We start from the raw sequence: 18,213 nt of genomic DNA, 5'->3' as shown, positions 1-18,213 counted from the left end.
GAGAATGATCCACACCCATAGCTTCGAAGTCGGTGGCAAGACCATCAGCATCGAAACCGGGCGGATCGCCAAACAAGCGGGGGGTTCTGTGCTACTTGGCATGGGACAGACCGTGGTGCTTGGCGCCGCCACCATGAGCAAAGAGGCCCGCGAGGGCATTGACTTCCTTCCGCTGGTCTGCGACTTCGAAGAACGAAAGTACGCGATCGGCAAGATCCCCGGCGGCTTCATGAAGCGCGGCGGTCGCCCGAGCGACAAGGCCGTCCTGACGAGCCGACTGATCGACCGTCCCCTTCGACCGCTCTTCCCGAAAGGGATGAAGAACGACGTCCAGGTCATCACCATGGCCTTCAGCGTCGACAAACAGGTCCCGCCGGACGTCCTCGCGATCAACGCGGCGGGCGCGGCCTTGGCGGTCAGCGACATTCCTTTTAACGGCCCGATCGGCGCGGCCCGCGTCGGCTACATCGACGGCGAGTTCGTGCTGTTCCCCTCCAACGAAGAACTCGAGTCCAGCGAGCTCGACCTGATCGTCGCCGGCCACATGGGCGCCATCAGCATGGTGGAAGCCGGTGCGCTGGAGGTCAGCGAAGACCTGATGGTCGAGGCCCTGCGGGTGGGCCACCAGGCGATCCAAAAGATCTGCACGGAGTTCAAGAAGTTCGGTGAGATGGCCGGCAAGCCCAAACGCGACCCCATCATGATCAAGTCCGACGACGAGTTGGCGGACGAGATCAAGAAGAAGGAGGCCAAGTTCATCATGGCGAACATGTTCGACCCGGACAAAGCCAAGCGCGAGTCCGCGATGGACGACCTCGCCAAAGAGCTCATCGCGAAGTACAAGGAGAAGTACCCCGAGAAGGACGGCATCGCCCTCGCGGTCGACAAGGCGATCAAGTCTATGATCCGCAAGTCGATCATCGAGGACGAGAAGCGTCCGGACGGCCGTGGACTCCGCGATATCCGCCCGCTGGAAGCGGTCGCAGGGCTCCTGCCCCGCGTTCACGGCAGCGGCCTCTTCACCCGGGGCCAGACGCAGGTCATGAGCGTCCTGACGCTCGGCATGCCGAAGGACGCCCAGATGATGGACACCCTCGACGAGGAGGCGGACGACAAGCGCTTTATGCACTTCTACAATTTCCCGCCGTACTCGGTGGGCGAAGTGCGGATGCTGCGCGGCGCGGGGCGGCGCGAAGTCGGCCACGGTGCCTTGGCGGAGCGCGCCTTGAGGCCGGTGGTCCCCCTCGACGACCCGGACTTCCCCTACACGCTCCACATCGTCAGCGACGTGATGGAGTCGAACGGTTCCACGTCGATGGCCTCGGTCTGCGGCGCGACGCTGGCCCTGATGGACGCGGGCGTGCCGATCTCGGCGCCGGTCGCGGGCATCGCGATGGGCCTCATGAGCGACGGCAAGGCGTTCAAGGTGCTGACGGACATCCAAGGCATCGAGGACTTCAGCGGCGACATGGACTTCAAGGTGACGGGGACCCGCGAGGGCATCACGGCCTTGCAGCTCGACACGAAGCTGGACGGGATTCCGGACCAGGTGCTTGTCGACGCCCTCTCGCAGGCGAAGGACGCGCGGATGCAGATCCTCGACGTGATCGAAGCTGAGATCCCTGAGCCGCGCAAGCAGCTGAGCCTGACCGCCCCGCGCGTCACCACCGTCCAGATCGACCCGAGCAAGATCGGCGCCCTCATCGGCCCCGGCGGCGCGAACATCCGAAAGATCACGGAAGCCACAGGCGTCGATATCGACGTCCAGCAGGACGGACGGGTCTTGGTCGCCGCCACCGATGGCGAGGCGGCCGAGCGGGCCGTGTCCATGATCAAGGGGTCGACCGCCAGCGTCGAGATCGGCATGGAGTTCACCGGAGCGGTGACCCGTGTCATCGGCCGCGGCGCCCTTGTCGAAATGCCCGGTGGCAAGGACGGCATGGTGCCGACCGACCAACTGACGAAGGCCCGCATCCGCCGGCCGGACGATGTGGTCACAGTCGGCGACGTGCTCAACGTCAAGGTCATCGAGGTCGACAGCCAGGGCCGTGTCAACCTGACCGCGATCGGACTCAACCCTGACAACGCCCGTCTCAACGATCCTAACCCGCCGGCCGCGGAAGGCAACTTCGGCGGTGGCGGCGGAAGGGACCGCGACCGAGGCGGCCGAGGCGGTCGCGAGCGGGGTGGTCGTGGAGGCTATGGCGACCGCGACCGAGGGCCTCGCGAAAATGGAGGCGGCTACGAGCGGCGTGAGCGACCCGCAAAGGCCGCGATCGAAACGGACGAGCCAGTTCCGCCGAAGCGCGACCAGGTCGACGAGCTCCCGGAAGTGCCGGACGAGTTTCCGAGCCGCAAGCGTGAGGAAGACGTGAACGCGCGCTTCCGCCCGCGACGCTAGGGCCGCCAAAGCCCTACGGCGACACGCCTAAATCAGCCCGCCCTTGGCAAATGCCAGGCGGGCTGGTTCTTTAAGTCTCAGCGCCGAATGCTTGTGACATAATTGCAACTAGCCATGGGCAGACAGTCGAAGCTGGCAGCGATGCTGGCCCTGTTTGCGGTCCTGCTCTATGGGTTTGGGCCGTTCCTGCACGGCTTCGTCAAAGACGAGCCGGGCGGGGATCGGCACACCTGCGCGACCGACTGCCCTTACGTTTTGGTCGGGAACGTCGTCAGTGACGAACCCGGGTTCCCTGCCGAAGTCCCCTTGCCAGTGGCTGCTCCCGCGCCGGCGGTGCCGGACCTGCCGCTCGCTTTGAGCGAGGAGTCCGTCCCCTGGCGTCCCGCCCGCTCGCCTCCCCAAGTCTGAATCCGAACCCATAGCCTCCCTCGTCTTGCCGCGCCTGCGGCCGTGACCTCGGATTCCGGACCCATGAAAGCACCATCCAGGGCGTTTACGCTCATCGAACTTCTCGTCGTCATCGCGATCATCGCGATCCTAGCCGCAATCCTGTTCCCCGTCTTCGCCCAAGCAAAGGCGGCTGCCAAGAACTCGGCGGACCTGAGCAACCACAAGCAACTTGTCACGGCGATCATGCTTTACGCGGGTGACAACGACGACAACACGTGCCGCACGCGCCACGACCTCGAAGTGGGCGAGCCGCTCTCCAACCTTTACACGTGGTACATGCCGCTCCAGCCGTATTTGAAGAGCAAGGAGGTCCTGAAAGACCCGGTCGTGAGCCAAGCGCCGGTCGTCTTTCCCTATCCGCTCGACCGAACCTATTGGGACACGTTCCGGACAGACTACGTGATCAACGGCTTCTTTTCCCATGGCGCGAACCTTTCCTCGTTCGTCTCGCGGCCCGCTGAGCAGATAATCATCGCGGAGCGCCACAAGGACTTCGCGTTCTTCGACTACCATCCCTGGGCGACCGCTCCGGACGGCCAGTGGGAGCGCGGCCTTCTTGACGGCTCCGGCTACCGCTTGCGCGACCTGGAGTCCGAAGTCCAAGAGAAAGACCCAGCGAACGTTGGCCGCCACCAGCGCGGGAACAACTACAGCTTTGCCGACGGCCACGCCAAGCACCTGAAGTTCGCGCAGACCTTGGACCCCAACCTGCCGCCTGACGATCCGAAGAACTTTGGCAAGCACAACATAGACAGTAAAGAGTCGAACGAGGACTGACCCTCGCCAGACCGGAGGGAAGGGGCAAAGCACTGGTTCCGTGGTCTTGCTAAAGCGGCCCGGAACCGCGCGTTTCCCCTTCCGCTCTTCTTTTCAACACCTGGTAGTTGCCCCAAGGCGATCTCGCGTTTTGGGGGTGTAACATGCCGTTCAAGATGAGCGCTCGCCTCAGCCGACGGGATTTTCTCGCGGTCTCGGCCGCGACGACGGTAACGATGATGGCTAACAACGGTTTCGCTTTCGTCCAGGGGTCTGACACGATCAAGGTCGGTGTGATCGGCTGCGGAGGCCGGGGCACCGGTGCCGCAGGCGACGCCGTCGCCAGTAGCGAAGGCGTGGTCGTCACGGCCCTCGCGGACCTCTTCCCCGACCACCTCAAGAGCTGCGCAGAGAACCTCAAGAAGAGCCTTGGCGCGAAGTTCCAGGTCCGCCCGGACCAGATGTTCACGGGTTGGGACGCCTACAAGCACCTCCTGGCGACCGACGTGGACGTCGTCATCCTCGCCGCGCCCCCCGGCTTCCGCCCGGCCCACTTGCAGGCGGCGGTGGACGCGGGCAAGCACATCTTCACAGAGAAGCCGGTCGCGGTGGATCCGGTCGGCGCCCGCATGGTCTACGAGCTGGCGGACAAGGTCGACGAGAAGGGCCTCATCGTGGTCGCGGGGACCCAGCGCCGGTACGACCCTGCCTATCGCGAGATCATCCGCCGCATCCACGACGGGGCGATCGGCGAGATCGTCGCGGCAGACGCTTACTGGATGCAGGGCGGGCTTTGGATGCACCCGCGCCAAGAGAGCTGGTCGGACGTCGAATGGCAGCTTCGCAACTGGCTCTATTTCACCTGGCTCAGCGGCGACCACATCGTCGAGCAGCACATCCACAACGTGGACGTGGTGAACTGGGCGATGAACCAGCCGCCGGTGAAAGCGATCGGCATGGGAGGCCGACAGGTCCGCACCGACCCTGCCTATGGTTACGTCTACGACCACTTTTCGGTCGAGTACGAATATGAGAACGGAACGCGCATGCAAAGCATGTGCCGCCAGCAGGACGGTACCGCCTCTCGGGTGTCCGAGTTCCTCGTCGGCACGAAGGGCACTTCGAACGCGAACTCTTGGATCAAGGGTGCGAACGCCTTCCGCTATAGCGGCGAGCCGAAGAACCCGTACGTCGAGGAGCACCGGCACTTGATCGAGGCGTTGCGCGGCGGCAAGAAGATCAACGACCTCAAGCACGTGGCCGAAGCGAGCCTGACCGCGATCATGGGCCGGCTCGCCGCCTATAGCGGCGAGGAAGTCACGTGGGACGAGGTGATGGCCTCGGACCTCTCCCTGTTCCCCGAGAAGCTGGAGTTCGGACCGATGGAGGTCCCTTCCGTGCCGAACCCGGGCCAGGGAAGGATGGCGGTCTTGGTCGAAGACCCGGTCACCGCCGTCAAGTAGCCGGTCAGCGGTCGAGGACGACCCGGAAGCCGACGAACGGTGCGTCCGAGAGCCACCAGAGGCTTTTGGGGTTTTGGGGGTCGCGCATGTTCCAGGCAGGCGTCTGCTTGGCGCGCGCGCTTTCCGTGACGTGCTCGGCCTTTTCGGCCCAGGAGCCGCCCATCGCGACGGGTTGGCCATCCACCCCTTCGCACCATTCCGAGACGTTGCCGAGCATGTCGTGCAGGCCGAAGGCGTTCGGCGCGAGCTTGCCCACGGGATGGGTCTTGTCGTCGGCATTGTCCCAGAACCAGGCGAAGTGGTCGAGGGTGGCGTCGGGCAGGTGGCCGGCGGCGATGCGCCACTCGGCTTCGGAGGGGAGGCGGTAAGGCTTGCCCGTCTTCTTCGTGAGCCACTCGCAGTAGAGCTTCGCGGCGTGGTGGGTCATGGACATGGCGGGATAGCCTTTGTGGCCATAGCCGCGGTCGACCGCGCCATAGGGCTTGCTCGGGCGGGTCTTCGCGTCGACTCCCGCCGCCTGCTGCTCCTGGGTGAGGTCGAGCCGGAAGGCGAAAATGTCGTAGGCGTCCCAGGTGGTCTCGGTCTCTGCGACCCAGAGGTCGCCGACCTTGTGCGTTTTCCCGTCGATCTGGATTTCACCGCCCGGGACCGGGCGCATCGTAAACTTGACTAGCGAGCCAGGGATCTCTTGGACGAAGGGCTCGGGTAAGGACATGTGCAGGGCGAGAGACAGAATGTGCATGGCGGCAGGAATTTGACGCGCTTGGAGTTTACCGAGGTCCACATGGGCTGCGGCACTCGCATCGTTGCCTATGGCGGTTCGGAGGAGACCGTGCGGGAGGCGTGCAGCGCCGCCTTCTCCCGCATTGCGGAGCTGGAGGACGTCGCCAGCGATCACCGCCCACAGAGCGAGGCGCGGAGGGTGCTCGCGAGCGGCTCGCGTCAACGTGTGAGCCGCGACCTCCACCGCCTCCTGGCGCGGTCGCAGCAGGTCTGGCGGCTGAGCGGCGGCCTCTTCGATGTGACGGTCGGCTCGGTGACCGCGGGAGGAGACGGCCCGGTCGGGTTCGACCTTCTTGGCTTTGACGCCGAATTGGGCACGCTCAAGGTCCAGTGCCCCGGCGTGCGGCTGGATTTCGGCGGGATCGCGAAAGGGGACGCGGCCGACCAAGCCCTCCTCGCCCTGGCCCGGCAAGGCGTCGAGAGCGCCCTGGTGGATTGTGGCGGCGACATCGCGTGCGGCTCCCCTCCGCCCGGGGCGGAAGGGTGGTCCATCGAGCTTCCCGACGGACGGGTCTTGGTCTTGGCCCGTGCTGCCGTGTGCACTTCGGGCCCGTTCCTCCCTCCTTCCGGCAGGAGGCACCTGCTCGACCCACGCGCGCCGGAACGGGAAGCGGCCGCCAGACGGGTGACGGTCTGTGGCGGGACCGGTCTGGGGGCGGAGCCCTGGGCCACCGTCGCCTCGCTTTCACCGTCCGGGTCGTTCACGGGCGAGATGGAAGCGGAAGGCGTCCACGTGGTCTATGAGGAATCTTTCACGGGCTAGGGTCATAATGAAGGTTAGATGAAGCTGGTCGTGGTCATCGTGCACAGTCGCGACCGGAACCGGTTGACCGACGCCCTCGTTCAAGCCGGGTTCAAATTCACGGTGATCGGCTCCACCGGGGGTTTCCTGCGCGAAGGCAACACGACCGTCCTTCTTGGCGTTGATGACGGTGAGGTCGAAGGCGTGAAGGAGATCGTCCGCGAGAATTGCCATGCGCGCGAGCAGATCGTCAACGTAGCCCCGTTTGAGAGCGCGACCCCCGGCGGCTTCATCCCGAGCCCGGTCCGCGTGCCTGTGGGCGGCGCCGTCGTCTTCGTCCTCCCTGTCGATGAGTTCGAGCGTTTCTGAGAGCAGTCCGGCCAAACGGCTGTTGGCGGGCCTTCCCCTACGGGCGCCCGGCGTCCACGCGGTGTTGCTCTATGGCCCCCGCGCCGAGCAGTTGGCCACCCTCGCCCAGGAGCTCGCCAACGACTGGCTCTGCCCGAAGCCGGTCGAGGGCCGCGCCTGCAAGGACTGCCCGACCTGCCGCGCCTTTGCCGCGGGGCGCGCGGTGGACTACCAGCGGATCGCCCCGTTCGGGGCGGCGAACGAGATCAAGCTCGGGGCGGTGACGACGGACGACGACCCTGACAAAGACTTTATGGGCACGCCGTTGCTGCAGTTCTTCCGAACGCCGCCCCTGATGGCGCGCGGCAAGGTGGTCTGGTTCGAGACGGCGGACCGGCTCAACAGCCGTGCGGCGAACGCGTTGCTCAAGACTTTGGAAGAGGCGGCGTCCTCGGGTCGGCTCATCCTGACCACGACGGAGGTGGGGCGCGTCCTCCCGACCATTCGCTCCCGCTGCCTGTGCGTCCCCTGCCCGGACGACGGCGGCACCGACGAGGCGCCGGAGCAGAGCGAGGCGCGAGAGGCGATCGCCACCGTGCTCTCCGCGGTCGAGACGGCCCCGGTCGGGGGCGCCTTGGCCCTCTCCGAGCGCTTCATGGCGGCAGCGGAAAGGCTTCCGGCGGCAAAGGCCGGGAAGCGGGCGGGGGTGGCGGCCGCGCTCGCGATCGCGGCGGACTACGCCCTGCGGGCTTGGCCCGAACGTCCCGAGGCCGCAAAAGCGATCGTCGAGGCCCACCGTCTTGTTTTGGGGTACGTCGGGGCGGGCAACGTCTCCGACTGGCTCTTTTGCGAGCTTCTTTATCGAAGAGGTTAGAATTCCGAGCCCGAAGACCGGGCCAGGAACTCTCGCGGAGGCGGTTCGCGTAAACTAGCCAAGAGGCGTATGGTAGCGGCGTGGATTAAAGGGTTTGTCCGGACGAAGGAAACGGACGGGGCGCTGTTTCAGCGCCTTATGGAGGATAGCTACCGCCAGGCCTATAACACAGCCGTCCGGCTGACCGGCGACGCGACCGACGCGGAAGACCTGCTCCAAGAGACTTATCTTCGCGCCTTCCGATTTTTCGCCAGGTATGACGAGTCGCTTCCCTTCATGAGCTGGCTGTACCGCATCATGACGAACGTCCACATCGACATGGTGCGAAGGAAGGCGAGGCTGAAGACGGTGAGCCTCGACCAGTCTTCGGAGGACGGGGCGAAGTCGTGGGAACTACCCGACGAGACCTCGCGGACGGACGCCCCCCTCATGGAGTGCACGGTCCAGGAGCCGCTTGAATTGGGGCTGAAGGCGATGACGCCTGAGTTCCGCACGGCGGTCGTTTTGGCCGACGTCGAAGGTCTTTCGTACGAGGAGATCGCCGAGATCATGGACACGTCGGTCGGAACCGTCCGATCCCGCATTCACCGTGGCCGGAAGCAATTGCGCAGCTACCTTGAGGCGCGGGGCGGGGTGACGCTTCGATGACTTGCAGCCGCGTCCGCAAGCTTGCGTCGGCCTACCTTGACCACGAACTTGCCGGATCTGAGTCGCTCGCGGTGCGTGCGCACTTAGCCGATTGCCCTGTCTGTGCGGCCGAAGTCGAGCAGACGGCCGCGGTCTGTCGCCAGCTTGCCGCCCTGTCGCCGGTCGACCCTTCGAAGGAGCTCCCTGTCCGCCTGCGTTCTGCGATCGCTTCGGAGACCCGTCGGCGCAAGACGTCCAACTGGGCTTTCGGCGGCGCCCTTGCGGCGGCCGCGGCGGCGGGCGCGATCGGCGCCGTCTGGCTCTATCGGGCCTCCGGGTCCGAGGCGGAAAGTCCCGCGAGCCGTACCGTCGCGGTAGAGGGGGCCGTTGACCAGACCTATGTCGCTTCGACCGACCCTTTTGGAAGTCCGGTTCCGGTCATTCCGGCGAACCTTGGCGGTAACTAGCCTCGCGGCTTCGCTGTGCGCGTCCGTGCTGGCCCTCTCATCGGTGCCGGTGGCGACGACGCCCGGCCCCGTCAAGCGCCCCCCCTTCGCGGCGGCCGTTGAGAACGAAGATCCACTGCGGCTCCTCAAGAGGGCCCTGGAGAGCCAGAAGAAGGTGGACGCGGTCTTGCTCCAGCACCGGCTGATTCGCCGCGGCAGCCCGCCGATGTTCGTCAAGGTGCAGATCGTCGCGAACAAAGGGGTGAAGGTCTCGATCCTACAGCCCTTTTCCCTGCAAGGCATCGTTTCGCTGGACGACTCCCAGGAGTTCAAGAGCTTTTTGCCGGACCAGAAGATGCTGGTCGTGCAGACCAGCCCCACCAAGTACTCGCCGGACGTGGCCTGGCGAATGAATCTGATTAAGCGGAACTACCAGACTTCCTTCGGCGAGGACAGTTCGGTCGCTGGCCGCAAGGTGCGGGAGCTCGTGATGGTCCCGAAGAACGGGGCGATGCCGGTCCGCAAGCTGCTTGTGGACTCCGAGCGCGACTTCGTGCTCCGGCTGGTCGTCGAGCCTCCGGACCAACCGCCGGTCGACTTTTACACGACACGGGTCGCCCGGTTCGACCGGGCCGAGGCGCTTCGCGACTTCAACCTGCCTCCAGAGGCAGATGACGCCCGCAAGGTCGTCTTTGACGCCCCCCGGCGCATCCAAAGCCTGGAGGCGGCCCGCAAAGTGGTCGGCTTCACCCCGCGGCGGCCGAAAACGCTTCCCTATGGGTTCCGGGAGAGCCTGGTGCACGTCGTCGGTGAGGGTGAGGCGGCCCACGTCGCCTTTCGGATCACGGACGGGATGGCTTCCGCCACGGTCTACCAGTGGCGCCAAGACCGGTACAAGGGCCGGCCGCCAGGCTCCCGGCGTTGGCAGGATCAAGACCGGCACGGCATCTCTTATAGCATCGAAGCTGTATTTGGAGACGAATTGCCGGATCCCGTCTTCCAGGGTCTTCTTCAAAGTTATTTAGAGGTTCAGAAGTAGGCCCTGGAACTCGCCGGACGTGGCGGTTCGTTCCTTTCATGGTGGCCGGGTCCAGATCGAGACCTCCAACGGCCGAACATTTTAAGAAGAGCGGGACGCGTAAACGACAATGAGCCAACTTCAAAAACTGATCACTTCCCCCTACCCAGTGCTCGCCCTGGGGACCGTTATCGTGAGCGGCCTCGTCTGGGCGCAAACGGCGCCGAAGCCTGCGCCGATCGCGCACAACCGGCCGATCCAGTTCCAGCAGGCCGGGATCCCGACCCCGCCCAACATGGACGCGGTCCGTTCCATCGAGGACACCCTGACGACCCTGGCCGAATCGGCCTCGAAAGCCGTCGTCCACATCACTTCGGACCTCAGCGTGCTCGAGGCGGACAAGGGCGATTTCCAGCGGAACATGCAGCAGAACATGGACGGAGGCGAAGGCTCCGGCTTCGTTTACCGCTCTGACGGCTGGATCGTGACGAACGAGCACGTGGTCGGTGGCAACGACCGGGTCGCCGTGATCCTGGGCGACGGGCGTGCGGTGGCGGGCAAAGTGACCCGAGCTGCGGACGCCCAGGTCGACCTTGCCGTGGTCAAGGTGGACGTCGCGAACCTTCCCACGCTCGACCTGGCGGACAGCAACCGCGTCCGCCCGGGCCAGTTCGCCTTGGCGATCGGCTCCCCGTTCGGCATCGAGGACACGGTCACGATCGGCCACATTAGCGGCCTCAGCCGCGACGGACAGATATTCGACCCTCGGACTCGCCAGCCGCGAATCTATAGCGGCATGATCCAGACCGACGCCTCGATCAACCCGGGCAACAGCGGCGGCCCGCTCATCGACGTTTCCGGCCGGGTCATCGGCGTGAATTCTTCGATCGTCAGCACGACGGGCACCAGCGCCGGAATCGGCTTCGCCCTCCCGGCCAACTTCGTGAAGGTCGTGGCCGACGAGCTGATCTCGACCGGCAAGTTCGACCGAGGCACGATGGGCGTGCTCCCGCGCGACCTAAAGCCGTTCGAGAAGGAGAAGCTTCGCCTGGAAGGCGGTGCGATGATCTACGAGCAGAAGCTGCAGAACGGCCGTTCGATCAACCAGGACAGCCCGGCCTACAAGGCGGGGATCCGGCCCGGCGACGTGATCACCGGCATCAACGGCAACCCGATCACGAACGAGACCGACCTTCGCGTGGCGATGTACCGCCAGGCCCCGGGCGACCAGGTCAGCGTGACCTACATCCGCGACGGCGCCCCTAAGACGGTCAACATCAAGCTCGTCTCGCCGCAAGCGCTGGCCCAGAACGACCAGCAGCCGAACAACCCGCCGCAACCGGGCAACGGCATGCCGAGGATTTTCGGCAACCCGAACGACATGCTGCGTGAGTTCGGAGTCCCGGACCAGGGGCAACAGAACCAGCCGGAGCCGCAAGTCCGCCAACCGGGCGCCAAGCCGCGCCTCGGTGTGCAGGTCCAGAACGTCGATGAGACCGCCCGCCGTCAGTTCAAGCTGCCCAACGGCACGACCGGCGTCGTCGTGGTCACGGTCGAGCCCAACTCGTTCGCGGCCAAGTTGGACTTGCAACCAGGCGATATCCTCACCCAGGTCGGCGACAAGACGATCTTGTCCGTGACGGACGTGACCGAGGCGATGGGTTCGGCGCAGTTCGGCAAGTCGATCACGCTGAAGTTCAAGCGGATGGGCGACAGCGGCGCCATCGAGTTCACAAAGACCGTCCCCTTCGAGTAAGGGGGCCGAACTCAGGAACACGGCCCGGGAGAGCAATCTCCCGGGCCGTTCTTTGTGGCGACCTGGCCGTCAGGCGTTCTTCTGGCAGTCGGGGCAGTCCGCGAGGATTTCGACCCTCGTAATGCCGTTCGTGAAGCCGATATCGGCCAGCTGCTTGTCCGTCTCCTCGGAGATCAGGCTCGGAAGGGGGAGCTCGACGACCTTGCCGCACACGCGGCAGACGACGTGCTGCGACTGGGACGGGTGCTCTTCCTCGAAGCGGCAGGCGATGTAGCCGTCGACGATGCCGATATGGTGCACCAGGCCGACTTCGACGAGCGTCGCCAAGATTCGGTACACGCTAACGACGTCGATCCGGCCCCCGTTCGTGACGATCTCTTCATGGATCCCATAGGCCGAGAGCGGCCGCTCGACCCGCGCCAACGTTCTGATGACCTGGATCCTCGGCATGGTGATGCGAAAGCCATGGTATTTGAGGCGGTCTATGGCCATGGCCTCGAATCCAATGGGTCTAGCGACCGTAACTGCGGGCCTTCGAACGGGCATGGCGCGGATATTACATCACATATTGAGGAAAAGTGCCGGACGGCCTTGCAGAAGCTTGAACCTACGATACAAACTCTCAACTGCTCTGGTTCGGGTAAGTTAGCACCGCACAGGTCGGAACCCGACCAGGTCAGGCGTAAGGAACTGCAAATGAAGTTTTACAACCTCAAGACCCGCTCGCATGTTGACGTCCCGGAGTCAGCTGTCCGCAAGACGAAAATGGTTCGCAAGACCAAGAACGGCGAGCAGGTTAGATACGCGCTCAAGGCAGAGCACGAGGGCACCCCGTTGTTCAAGTTCGTGAACGAAGCGACCTTCAAGTCGACCGACGTTCCTGAGATCTAAGTCGTCCGAGCCGGGCTCCCGGCTCCCTACTGGGTCGCCCGAGACAGCTGAACTGTCCCGGGCGTTCTCCGTCTAGTCGGTCGTGGGATTCGCGACTGACCGAGATAAAGTCGGCCACTTGCTCCGCCGTTTTGGGCTCGGCGCGAGCGAGGCAGAGCTGGACTCTTATGTCCAGGGTGGCTACGAAGCCGCCGTCGACCGGTTGCTCGGCTACGAGGCTCTTTCCGAGCCCGCGGTGCCCCTCGACCGGTTCGCCAACTCCAAGGGCCAGCTTCCCGTGAAGCTGGCCCAAGTTTGGTGGTACGCGCGGGTCCTCTCCAGCCAGCGGCCGCTGGAATATGCCCTCACCCTTTTCTGGCACGACCACTTCGCCACAAGCGCCCAAAAGGTCGACTCCGGCCCTGCCATGGTCAACCATGTCGAGACCCTGCGGAAGCACTGTGCCGGCCCCTTCTTGGACCTCCTCACCGCAGTGAGCAAGGACCCTGCGATGCTCTACTGGCTCGACAACCGGGAGAACAAGAAAGGCAGCCCCAACGAGAACTTCGCCCGCGAGGTGATGGAGCTCTTCACCCTGGGGATCGGCCACTATTCGGAGGCGGACGTCCAAGAGGCGGCGCGGGCCTTTACGGGCTGGACTTACGGCATTCGCCGCGGCGCGAGGTTCAGGGAGGTCGAAAAGCCGGGGCCGAACGTGAGCTTCTCGTTCGAACGCGGCCAGCACGACGCCGGCTCAAAGACGATCCTCGGCCAGAGCGGCGACTTCGACGGCGACGCCGTGCTCGGGCTCCTGGCCAGGCACCCCCAAACCGCCCTGCGGCTCACGGCGAAGTTCTGGTCGTGGTTCGCCTATCCGGACCCTGACCCGAAACTTATCGAGCGGTTGGCCGCGAATTGGGTGCGGGACGGGCTCGTCGTGAGCTCGCTCGTCCGCGCTATTGCCCTCTCCCCCGAGTTCCTCAGCGAGAAGGCGCTCCGCGCCGAGATCAAGAACCCGGTCCAGTTTTGCGTGTCCACCTTGCGGCAATTGGGATTGGGCCAAGCCGTGACCGACCGGCTTGCCAGCGACCAGAAGGTGCAAGGGACCCGTGCCGCCGGCCCCGCCTTGCTCCTGATCCAGAGCACGACCTCGATGGGGATGGAGCTGATGTACCCTCCGGACGTCTCGGGCTGGAAGACGGGCGACGCCTGGATCACCTCGGCCACCATGGTCGAGCGGATGAAGTGGGCGGACCGGCTCTTTGGCGTCGCACAGATCAAGGGGCAAGCGTCGGTGCGGTATCCGGCCTGGCCGCTCTTTCGCGGGGATCCGACCCCAGAAGGGGTCGCGAAACGTCTCGTGTCGCTCTTCGACGCGTCTTTGCCGCAGGCAAAGATGGACCAGCTTGTCGCGGCCTGCCGCGAGAAGTCTGGAGGGGCGGTGACGGCGGGCAACGCGGGAGACGTGGCCCAAGTCGTGGCCAGGCTCATCTTCGGCTCGCCGGAGTTCCAGTTCGGCTAGGGCCTCGACCGCGAGGGCGAAGCGACTCGCGCGCCCTGACGAAGGGGCCATCGGTACAATCGGCGCGGAATGACGGTCGAAGAGCAGGTTGCGCTTTTGCGCCGGGGAACGACCGAGATCATCAGCGAGGACGACCTGGTCCGCAAGCTGAAGCTCGGCCGCCCGTTGCGGGTAAAGCTCGGGGTCGACCCGACTGCCGCCCATGTGACGTTGGGCTGGGCCGTCGTGCTGCGCAAGCTTCGAGACTTCCAGCGGCTCGGTCATACGGCCTGCCTCGTGATCGGCGACTTCACCGCCATGATCGGCGACCCGAGCGGCAAGGGCAAGACCCGCAAGCAGCTCACCCGCGAGGAGGTCCAAGCGAACGTCGACGCCGTGAGCCAGCAGTTTTATAAGATCTTGGACCCTGAAAAGACGGAAATCCGGTTCAACCGCGACTGGCTCGGGGCGATGTCGTTCGAGGACGTCGTCCGGCTCTGCTCCCGCTACACCGTGGCACGGATCATGGAGCGCGATGATTTCACCAAGAGGTGGAACGAGCACCGCCCGATCTCCATGCACGAGCTTCTCTATCCTCTTTGCCAGGGGTATGACTCCGTGGCCCTGGAATCGGACATTGAATTGGGGGGCAACGACCAAAAGTTCAACAATTTGGTTGGACGGAACTTGATGGAACAGTTCGGCCAGGAGGCGCAGGTGGTGATTCTCAGCCCGCTGCTCGTCGGCACCGACGGGAAGGAGAAAATGTCCCAGTCGCTGGGCAACTACGTCAGCATCGTCGATACCCCGAACGACATGTACGGGAAGACGATGTCGATCCCCGATGAGCTCATTTTGAACTGGTTCGAGCTTTGCACCGATGTTCCGATGGACGAGGCGGGACAGGCGGTCGCGGCCAATCCGTACGATGCCAAAAAACGGCTGGCCCGCGAGATCGTAGCCCTCTACCATTCGGTTGAATCCGCGGAGGAGGCGGACCGCTATTTTCGCGACACCTTTAGCCAGCGCCAACAACCGGTGGAGGCGGAGGAAGTCTCCCTCCCGGTGGAGCTTCTTGTCGACGGGCTTGCGCCCCTCGCCAACCTTTTGGTGGGACTCGGTCTCGCCGCGAGCAATGGCAAGGCCCGCGAGTTGATCAAGCAGGGTGCGGTGGGGCTTGACGGCGAAAAGGTCGCCGATCCGTTCGCCAAGCTCTCGGTGGAGGATCTGGACGGCAAGGTCCTGCGGGTCGGGAAGCACCGGTTCGTGCGGTTGACGCTGCCGCGCTAGTCCCAGGACGAAGGGGCTGGGCCGCGAACGGAAGGCGCCCCAATACCGTCGAACTGCCCATGACGCGAAGCAATGGCGCCCCGTCTGCCTGGAGAGCCCTCTTCCCGATCCTCGTCGGGTTGGTCTATGGGGTCTCGCCCATCGACATCGTGCCCGACTTGATCCCGCTCATCGGCTGGTTGGACGACGGAGTGGTGATGCTCCTCATGTTCGGCATGGCCATCTGGTACGTCGCGCGGCGTCGACCAAGCCCGCAAGCGATCCGGGTGCAGGCGCGTCCCGTCGCCCCGCCCGTAAACCACAACTAAGGCAGCGGCGACATTTCGAGCCAGTTCGGCCCGATTTTCCCGTCGACCTCGACGGGGATGTTGAGCGGGAGCGCGTCCTCCATCGCCTTGCGGATGGGGCCGAAGAGGTCTTCCTCGCCCAGGGCGACCTCGAAGAGCAGCTCGTCGTGGACCTGGAGCAGGAGCCTCGTCCGCTTGCCTTCCAGCAACCGGGCCACGCGGATCATCGCGAGCTTGATCATATCGGCCGCCGTGCCCTGGAGCGGCGCGTTCATCGCTTGGCGCTCGGCGTATTGGCGAATGCCGCGGTTGGCGGCATGGATCTCTGGAAAGTACCTCCTCCGGCCCAGCAGCGTGGTGGTGAAGCCTTTGGCCCTCGCCTCGTCCACCACCGCGCCCATGAACGCCTTTACCGCCGGGAAACGTTCGTTGTACTGGTTGATGAGCGCAGCCGCGTCCGAGCGTGAAAAGCCCTCGCCTAACTGGTTAGAAAGTCCAAAGTCTGTGACGCCATAGAGCACGGCGTAGTTAAGGAGTTTCGCTAGTCTCCGTTGTTCCTTTGTGGTGTCTTCCAGCGATTGATGGAACATAAGCGACGCCGTCACGGTGTGGACGTCCTCCCTCTTCTCGAACGCCTCGACGAGGTTCGGGTCTTGCGCCATATGGGCGAGAATGCGCAGCTCGATTTGTGAGTAGTCGAACGAGGCGAGCATGAAGCCGGGAGAAGCCACGAAAGCCTTTCGAATCTGCCGCCCAAGTTCGGTTCTAACAGGAATGTTCTGGAGGTTGGGATCGTTCGAGCTAAGACGACCGGTCGCGGCCACAGTCTGGTTGTACGTCGTATGGATGCGTCCGTCGAAGGCAATGAGTTTCGGGAGGGCGTCGGCGTAGGTGCCTTTAAGTTTTGTCAGCTCCCGATAATTGACGATTTCTCGCGCGACCGGGTGCTCCATTTCCGCAAGGATCTCCGCACCAGTGGCCCAACCTGTCTTCGTCTTGCGTCCGCCCGGAAGGGCGAGCTTCTCAAAGAGGACTTCGCCGATCTGCTTTGGCGACGAGATATTAAACTCTCCCCCTGCAAGCTCGTAGACCAAAGTTTGGCACTGGCCGATGCTGACGTCGAGCGATCCCGACAAGGATTCCAAACACGTGCGGTCGACGGCAATCCCTGTAGTCTCCATCTTTGCGAGGATCGGAACCAGCGGCATTTCGATCTCCTTGAAGACCTTGGTCTGACCCTCTTTGTCCAGTCGGTCGCCAAGGGCTTTCTCCAAGTAGTGGAGGGCGCTCGCCTGAAGTTCTGGGGTTCTTGCGGGAACTTCGAGGTAAGCGAGGCTCAGGTCGTTTATGTCGTATCCAGACCGTCCGGACTGAAGCACATAGCCGGCAAGCATGGAGTCGAAGCGCGGCACCGCGCCGTCCAAGGCAAAACGCTTATAGGTCGGCTTTAAGTCGTGCCCGATAGCTTGTGCTGCGGTTGCATGCATCAGAGCCTCGACGAACTCCAGTGGCACGCTGCGGACCACTCCCCCCAACCCGACAAAGTATTCCGGGCGGCTCTCCTCAAACATCGAAGGCTGGACAGATTCTGTATGAGGAACAAGGGAAAAGGCTTGGTCACTGACCCAGGAACGCAGTTCTTCATAGGATGTGACCGGGGGCTTGATCTCAAGCTCTAGATTCTCGATCCCGACTTCGGCAGCTGCGCGGTCGGCCGAGGCTGTGCGGTAAGGCCCTAGGGCGTTTTCGAGCCGCCGCGATAAAGCCTTGAATTCCAGGGACTCCATCATGTCGCGAATCTGGGCGACATGCTCTTCGTCTATTGTATAGGGTGCGCAATCGTATTGGACCGGTGCGTCCCGTGCGATCGTCGCCAGACGCTTCGAGAGCTTCATCTGCTCGATATAAGGTTCGATGAGCTTTTGAAACTTTGGCGGTACTTCGTCGAAACGCTCGATGATCCCTTCGACAGTCCCGAATTGTTCCAGCAGGACCGTGGCCGATTTGTCCCCGATTTTCGGTACGCCCGGTATGTTGTCGCTCGCGTCCCCTGCGAGCGCCTTATAGTCGATCATCTGCAGGGGCTGGAATTGAAACCGCTCCACGACTGCTGCCACGTCATAAAGCTTATGGCCGCCTCCGGTTTGGGGCATGAGGACGGTAACGCTCTCGTCGATAAGTTGAAAGCTGTCGCGGTCGCCGCTCACGATCAAAGTGTCGTATTCGCTCTCACGTGCCTTGAGCGAAAGGGTCCCGATGATGTCGTCCGCCTCGTACCCGACAAGTTCGAGAGTCGGAATATTGAGCGCGGAGATCATCTCTCGCGAAAAGGCGAGTTGGCTTTGCAGCTCGGAAGGCGTCTCGCGGCGCGTCCCTTTGTACTCTGAGAACTCGGTATGGCGAAACGTCTTTCCAGGCGCGTCCAAGGCGACGACGATCGCATCTGGCTTATAGTCGTTCAACATCGCGACAAGCGTGTTGACGAATCCGAAGAGGGCGTTGGTCGGAACCCCCTTGCTCGTGCTGAGAAACCTGGTGCCGTAGAAGGAGCGGAAGAGCAGGCTGTACCCGTCGATGATCACGAGCCGCTTGCGAGCCACG

18 protein-coding genes are annotated in these 18,213 nt (G+C 63.9%); 15 read left to right on the top strand and 3 right to left on the bottom strand.

The window, feature by feature from the left end; all coding sequences use genetic code 11:
• Positions 1-4: 4 nt before the first annotated feature.
• The 4 genes from KF733_02055 (at position 5) to KF733_02040 (ending at position 5,070) form a co-directional block, all read left to right on the top strand.
• Positions 5-2,401 (top strand): polyribonucleotide nucleotidyltransferase, encoded by a 2,397-nt coding sequence (locus tag KF733_02055; protein ID QYK56269.1) that lies wholly within the window; start codon positions 5-7, stop codon positions 2,399-2,401.
• Between the two features lie 114 nt (positions 2,402-2,515).
• Complete coding sequence (locus tag KF733_02050; protein QYK56268.1) at positions 2,516-2,809, top strand: hypothetical protein; 294 nt, start codon at positions 2,516-2,518, stop codon at positions 2,807-2,809.
• A 63-nt stretch (positions 2,810-2,872) separates the two neighbouring features.
• Positions 2,873-3,628, top strand: coding sequence for a prepilin-type N-terminal cleavage/methylation domain-containing protein (locus KF733_02045; protein ID QYK57150.1), 756 nt, complete (start codon positions 2,873-2,875; stop codon positions 3,626-3,628).
• A 155-nt stretch (positions 3,629-3,783) separates the two neighbouring features.
• Positions 3,784-5,070: a Gfo/Idh/MocA family oxidoreductase gene (locus tag KF733_02040; GenBank protein QYK56267.1), complete on the top strand. Its 1,287-nt coding sequence runs from the start codon at positions 3,784-3,786 to the stop codon at positions 5,068-5,070.
• 4 nt (positions 5,071-5,074) lie between these two features.
• On the opposite strand, the gene KF733_02035 is transcribed toward KF733_02040, so the two are convergent.
• On the bottom strand, positions 5,075-5,812 hold the full coding sequence (locus KF733_02035) for an SUMF1/EgtB/PvdO family nonheme iron enzyme (protein QYK56266.1): 738 nt from the start codon (positions 5,810-5,812) through the stop codon (positions 5,075-5,077).
• A gap of 21 nt (positions 5,813-5,833) precedes the next feature.
• Here KF733_02035 and KF733_02030 point away from each other — a divergent pair, with 21 nt between their 5' ends.
• From KF733_02030 to KF733_02000, 7 genes are all read left to right on the top strand, one after another.
• The gene (locus KF733_02030) at positions 5,834-6,616 is read left to right on the top strand and encodes an FAD:protein FMN transferase (GenBank protein QYK56265.1); all 783 of its coding nucleotides are present in this window, start codon (positions 5,834-5,836) and stop codon (positions 6,614-6,616) included.
• Between the two features lie 18 nt (positions 6,617-6,634).
• Positions 6,635-6,964 carry a cyclic-di-AMP receptor gene (locus tag KF733_02025; GenBank protein ID QYK56264.1) on the top strand — a complete coding sequence of 110 codons (330 nt, stop codon included), beginning with the start codon at positions 6,635-6,637 and terminating at the stop codon, positions 6,962-6,964.
• The gene (locus KF733_02020) at positions 6,945-7,817 is read left to right on the top strand and encodes a hypothetical protein (protein ID QYK56263.1); all 873 of its coding nucleotides are present in this window, start codon (positions 6,945-6,947) and stop codon (positions 7,815-7,817) included. The genes KF733_02025 and KF733_02020 overlap by 20 nt, the downstream gene beginning before the upstream one ends.
• A 69-nt stretch (positions 7,818-7,886) precedes the next feature.
• A complete protein-coding gene (locus KF733_02015; GenBank protein QYK56262.1) occupies positions 7,887-8,465 on the top strand; it encodes a sigma-70 family RNA polymerase sigma factor in 579 nt (192 codons plus the stop codon).
• Positions 8,462-8,911, top strand: a complete 450-nt coding sequence (locus KF733_02010) for a zf-HC2 domain-containing protein (GenBank protein QYK56261.1) — start codon at positions 8,462-8,464, stop codon at positions 8,909-8,911. Before KF733_02015 ends, KF733_02010 begins: the two co-directional genes overlap by 4 nt.
• Positions 8,912-8,936: 25 nt before the next feature.
• Positions 8,937-9,929, top strand: coding sequence for a hypothetical protein (locus KF733_02005; protein QYK56260.1), 993 nt, complete (start codon positions 8,937-8,939; stop codon positions 9,927-9,929).
• 109 nt (positions 9,930-10,038) lie between these two features.
• Positions 10,039-11,664, top strand: coding sequence for a PDZ domain-containing protein (locus KF733_02000; GenBank protein QYK56259.1), 1,626 nt, complete (start codon positions 10,039-10,041; stop codon positions 11,662-11,664).
• 69 nt (positions 11,665-11,733) lie between these two features.
• Here the strand turns inward: KF733_02000 and KF733_01995 are convergent, their stop codons facing one another.
• Positions 11,734-12,156 carry a transcriptional repressor gene (locus KF733_01995; protein QYK56258.1) on the bottom strand — a complete coding sequence of 141 codons (423 nt, stop codon included), beginning with the start codon at positions 12,154-12,156 and terminating at the stop codon, positions 11,734-11,736.
• A gap of 204 nt (positions 12,157-12,360) precedes the next feature.
• Between KF733_01995 and KF733_01990 the strand changes: the two genes are divergently transcribed.
• The 4 genes from KF733_01990 to KF733_01975 all read left to right on the top strand — a co-directional run bounded on the left by KF733_01990 (position 12,361) and on the right by KF733_01975 (position 15,633).
• Complete coding sequence (locus tag KF733_01990; GenBank protein ID QYK56257.1) at positions 12,361-12,555, top strand: hypothetical protein; 195 nt, start codon at positions 12,361-12,363, stop codon at positions 12,553-12,555.
• 118 nt (positions 12,556-12,673) lie between these two features.
• Entirely contained in the window at positions 12,674-14,056 is a 1,383-nt protein-coding gene (locus KF733_01985; GenBank protein ID QYK56256.1) for a DUF1800 domain-containing protein, read from the top strand.
• A 69-nt stretch (positions 14,057-14,125) separates the two neighbouring features.
• Positions 14,126-15,325, top strand: coding sequence for a tyrosine--tRNA ligase (locus KF733_01980; protein ID QYK56255.1), 1,200 nt, complete (start codon positions 14,126-14,128; stop codon positions 15,323-15,325).
• Positions 15,326-15,384: 59 nt separating this feature from the next.
• Positions 15,385-15,633: a DUF1232 domain-containing protein gene (locus KF733_01975; GenBank protein QYK56254.1), complete on the top strand. Its 249-nt coding sequence runs from the start codon at positions 15,385-15,387 to the stop codon at positions 15,631-15,633.
• On the opposite strand, the gene polA is transcribed toward KF733_01975, so the two are convergent.
• Entirely contained in the window at positions 15,630-18,212 is a 2,583-nt protein-coding gene (gene polA / locus KF733_01970) for a DNA polymerase I (GenBank protein ID QYK56253.1), read from the bottom strand. The two genes, KF733_01975 and polA, sit on opposite strands and share 4 nt — an antisense overlap.
• Position 18,213: the final 1 nt, after the last annotated feature.

The organism is Fimbriimonadaceae bacterium, assembly GCA_019454125.1.
GTDB lineage: Bacteria > Armatimonadota > Fimbriimonadia > Fimbriimonadales > Fimbriimonadaceae > JALHNM01.
This window is presented reverse-complemented; position numbering and strand designations above follow the sequence as displayed.

Coding starts and splice junctions, on each gene's coding strand:
- KF733_02055 (QYK56269.1), top strand. CDS start 5: ATGATCCACACCCATAGCTTCGAAGTCGGTGGCAAGACCATCAGCATC.
- KF733_02050 (QYK56268.1), top strand. CDS start 2,516: ATGGGCAGACAGTCGAAGCTGGCAGCGATGCTGGCCCTGTTTGCGGTC.
- KF733_02045 (QYK57150.1), top strand. CDS start 2,873: ATGAAAGCACCATCCAGGGCGTTTACGCTCATCGAACTTCTCGTCGTC.
- KF733_02040 (QYK56267.1), top strand. CDS start 3,784: ATGAGCGCTCGCCTCAGCCGACGGGATTTTCTCGCGGTCTCGGCCGCG.
- KF733_02035 (QYK56266.1), bottom strand. CDS start 5,812: ATGCACATTCTGTCTCTCGCCCTGCACATGTCCTTACCCGAGCCCTTC.
- KF733_02025 (QYK56264.1), top strand. CDS start 6,635: ATGAAGCTGGTCGTGGTCATCGTGCACAGTCGCGACCGGAACCGGTTG.
- KF733_02020 (QYK56263.1), top strand. CDS start 6,945: ATGAGTTCGAGCGTTTCTGAGAGCAGTCCGGCCAAACGGCTGTTGGCG.
- KF733_02015 (QYK56262.1), top strand. CDS start 7,887: ATGGTAGCGGCGTGGATTAAAGGGTTTGTCCGGACGAAGGAAACGGAC.
- KF733_02010 (QYK56261.1), top strand. CDS start 8,462: ATGACTTGCAGCCGCGTCCGCAAGCTTGCGTCGGCCTACCTTGACCAC.
- KF733_02000 (QYK56259.1), top strand. CDS start 10,039: ATGAGCCAACTTCAAAAACTGATCACTTCCCCCTACCCAGTGCTCGCC.
- KF733_01995 (QYK56258.1), bottom strand. CDS start 12,156: ATGGCCATAGACCGCCTCAAATACCATGGCTTTCGCATCACCATGCCG.
- KF733_01990 (QYK56257.1), top strand. CDS start 12,361: ATGAAGTTTTACAACCTCAAGACCCGCTCGCATGTTGACGTCCCGGAG.
- KF733_01980 (QYK56255.1), top strand. CDS start 14,126: ATGACGGTCGAAGAGCAGGTTGCGCTTTTGCGCCGGGGAACGACCGAG.
- KF733_01975 (QYK56254.1), top strand. CDS start 15,385: ATGACGCGAAGCAATGGCGCCCCGTCTGCCTGGAGAGCCCTCTTCCCG.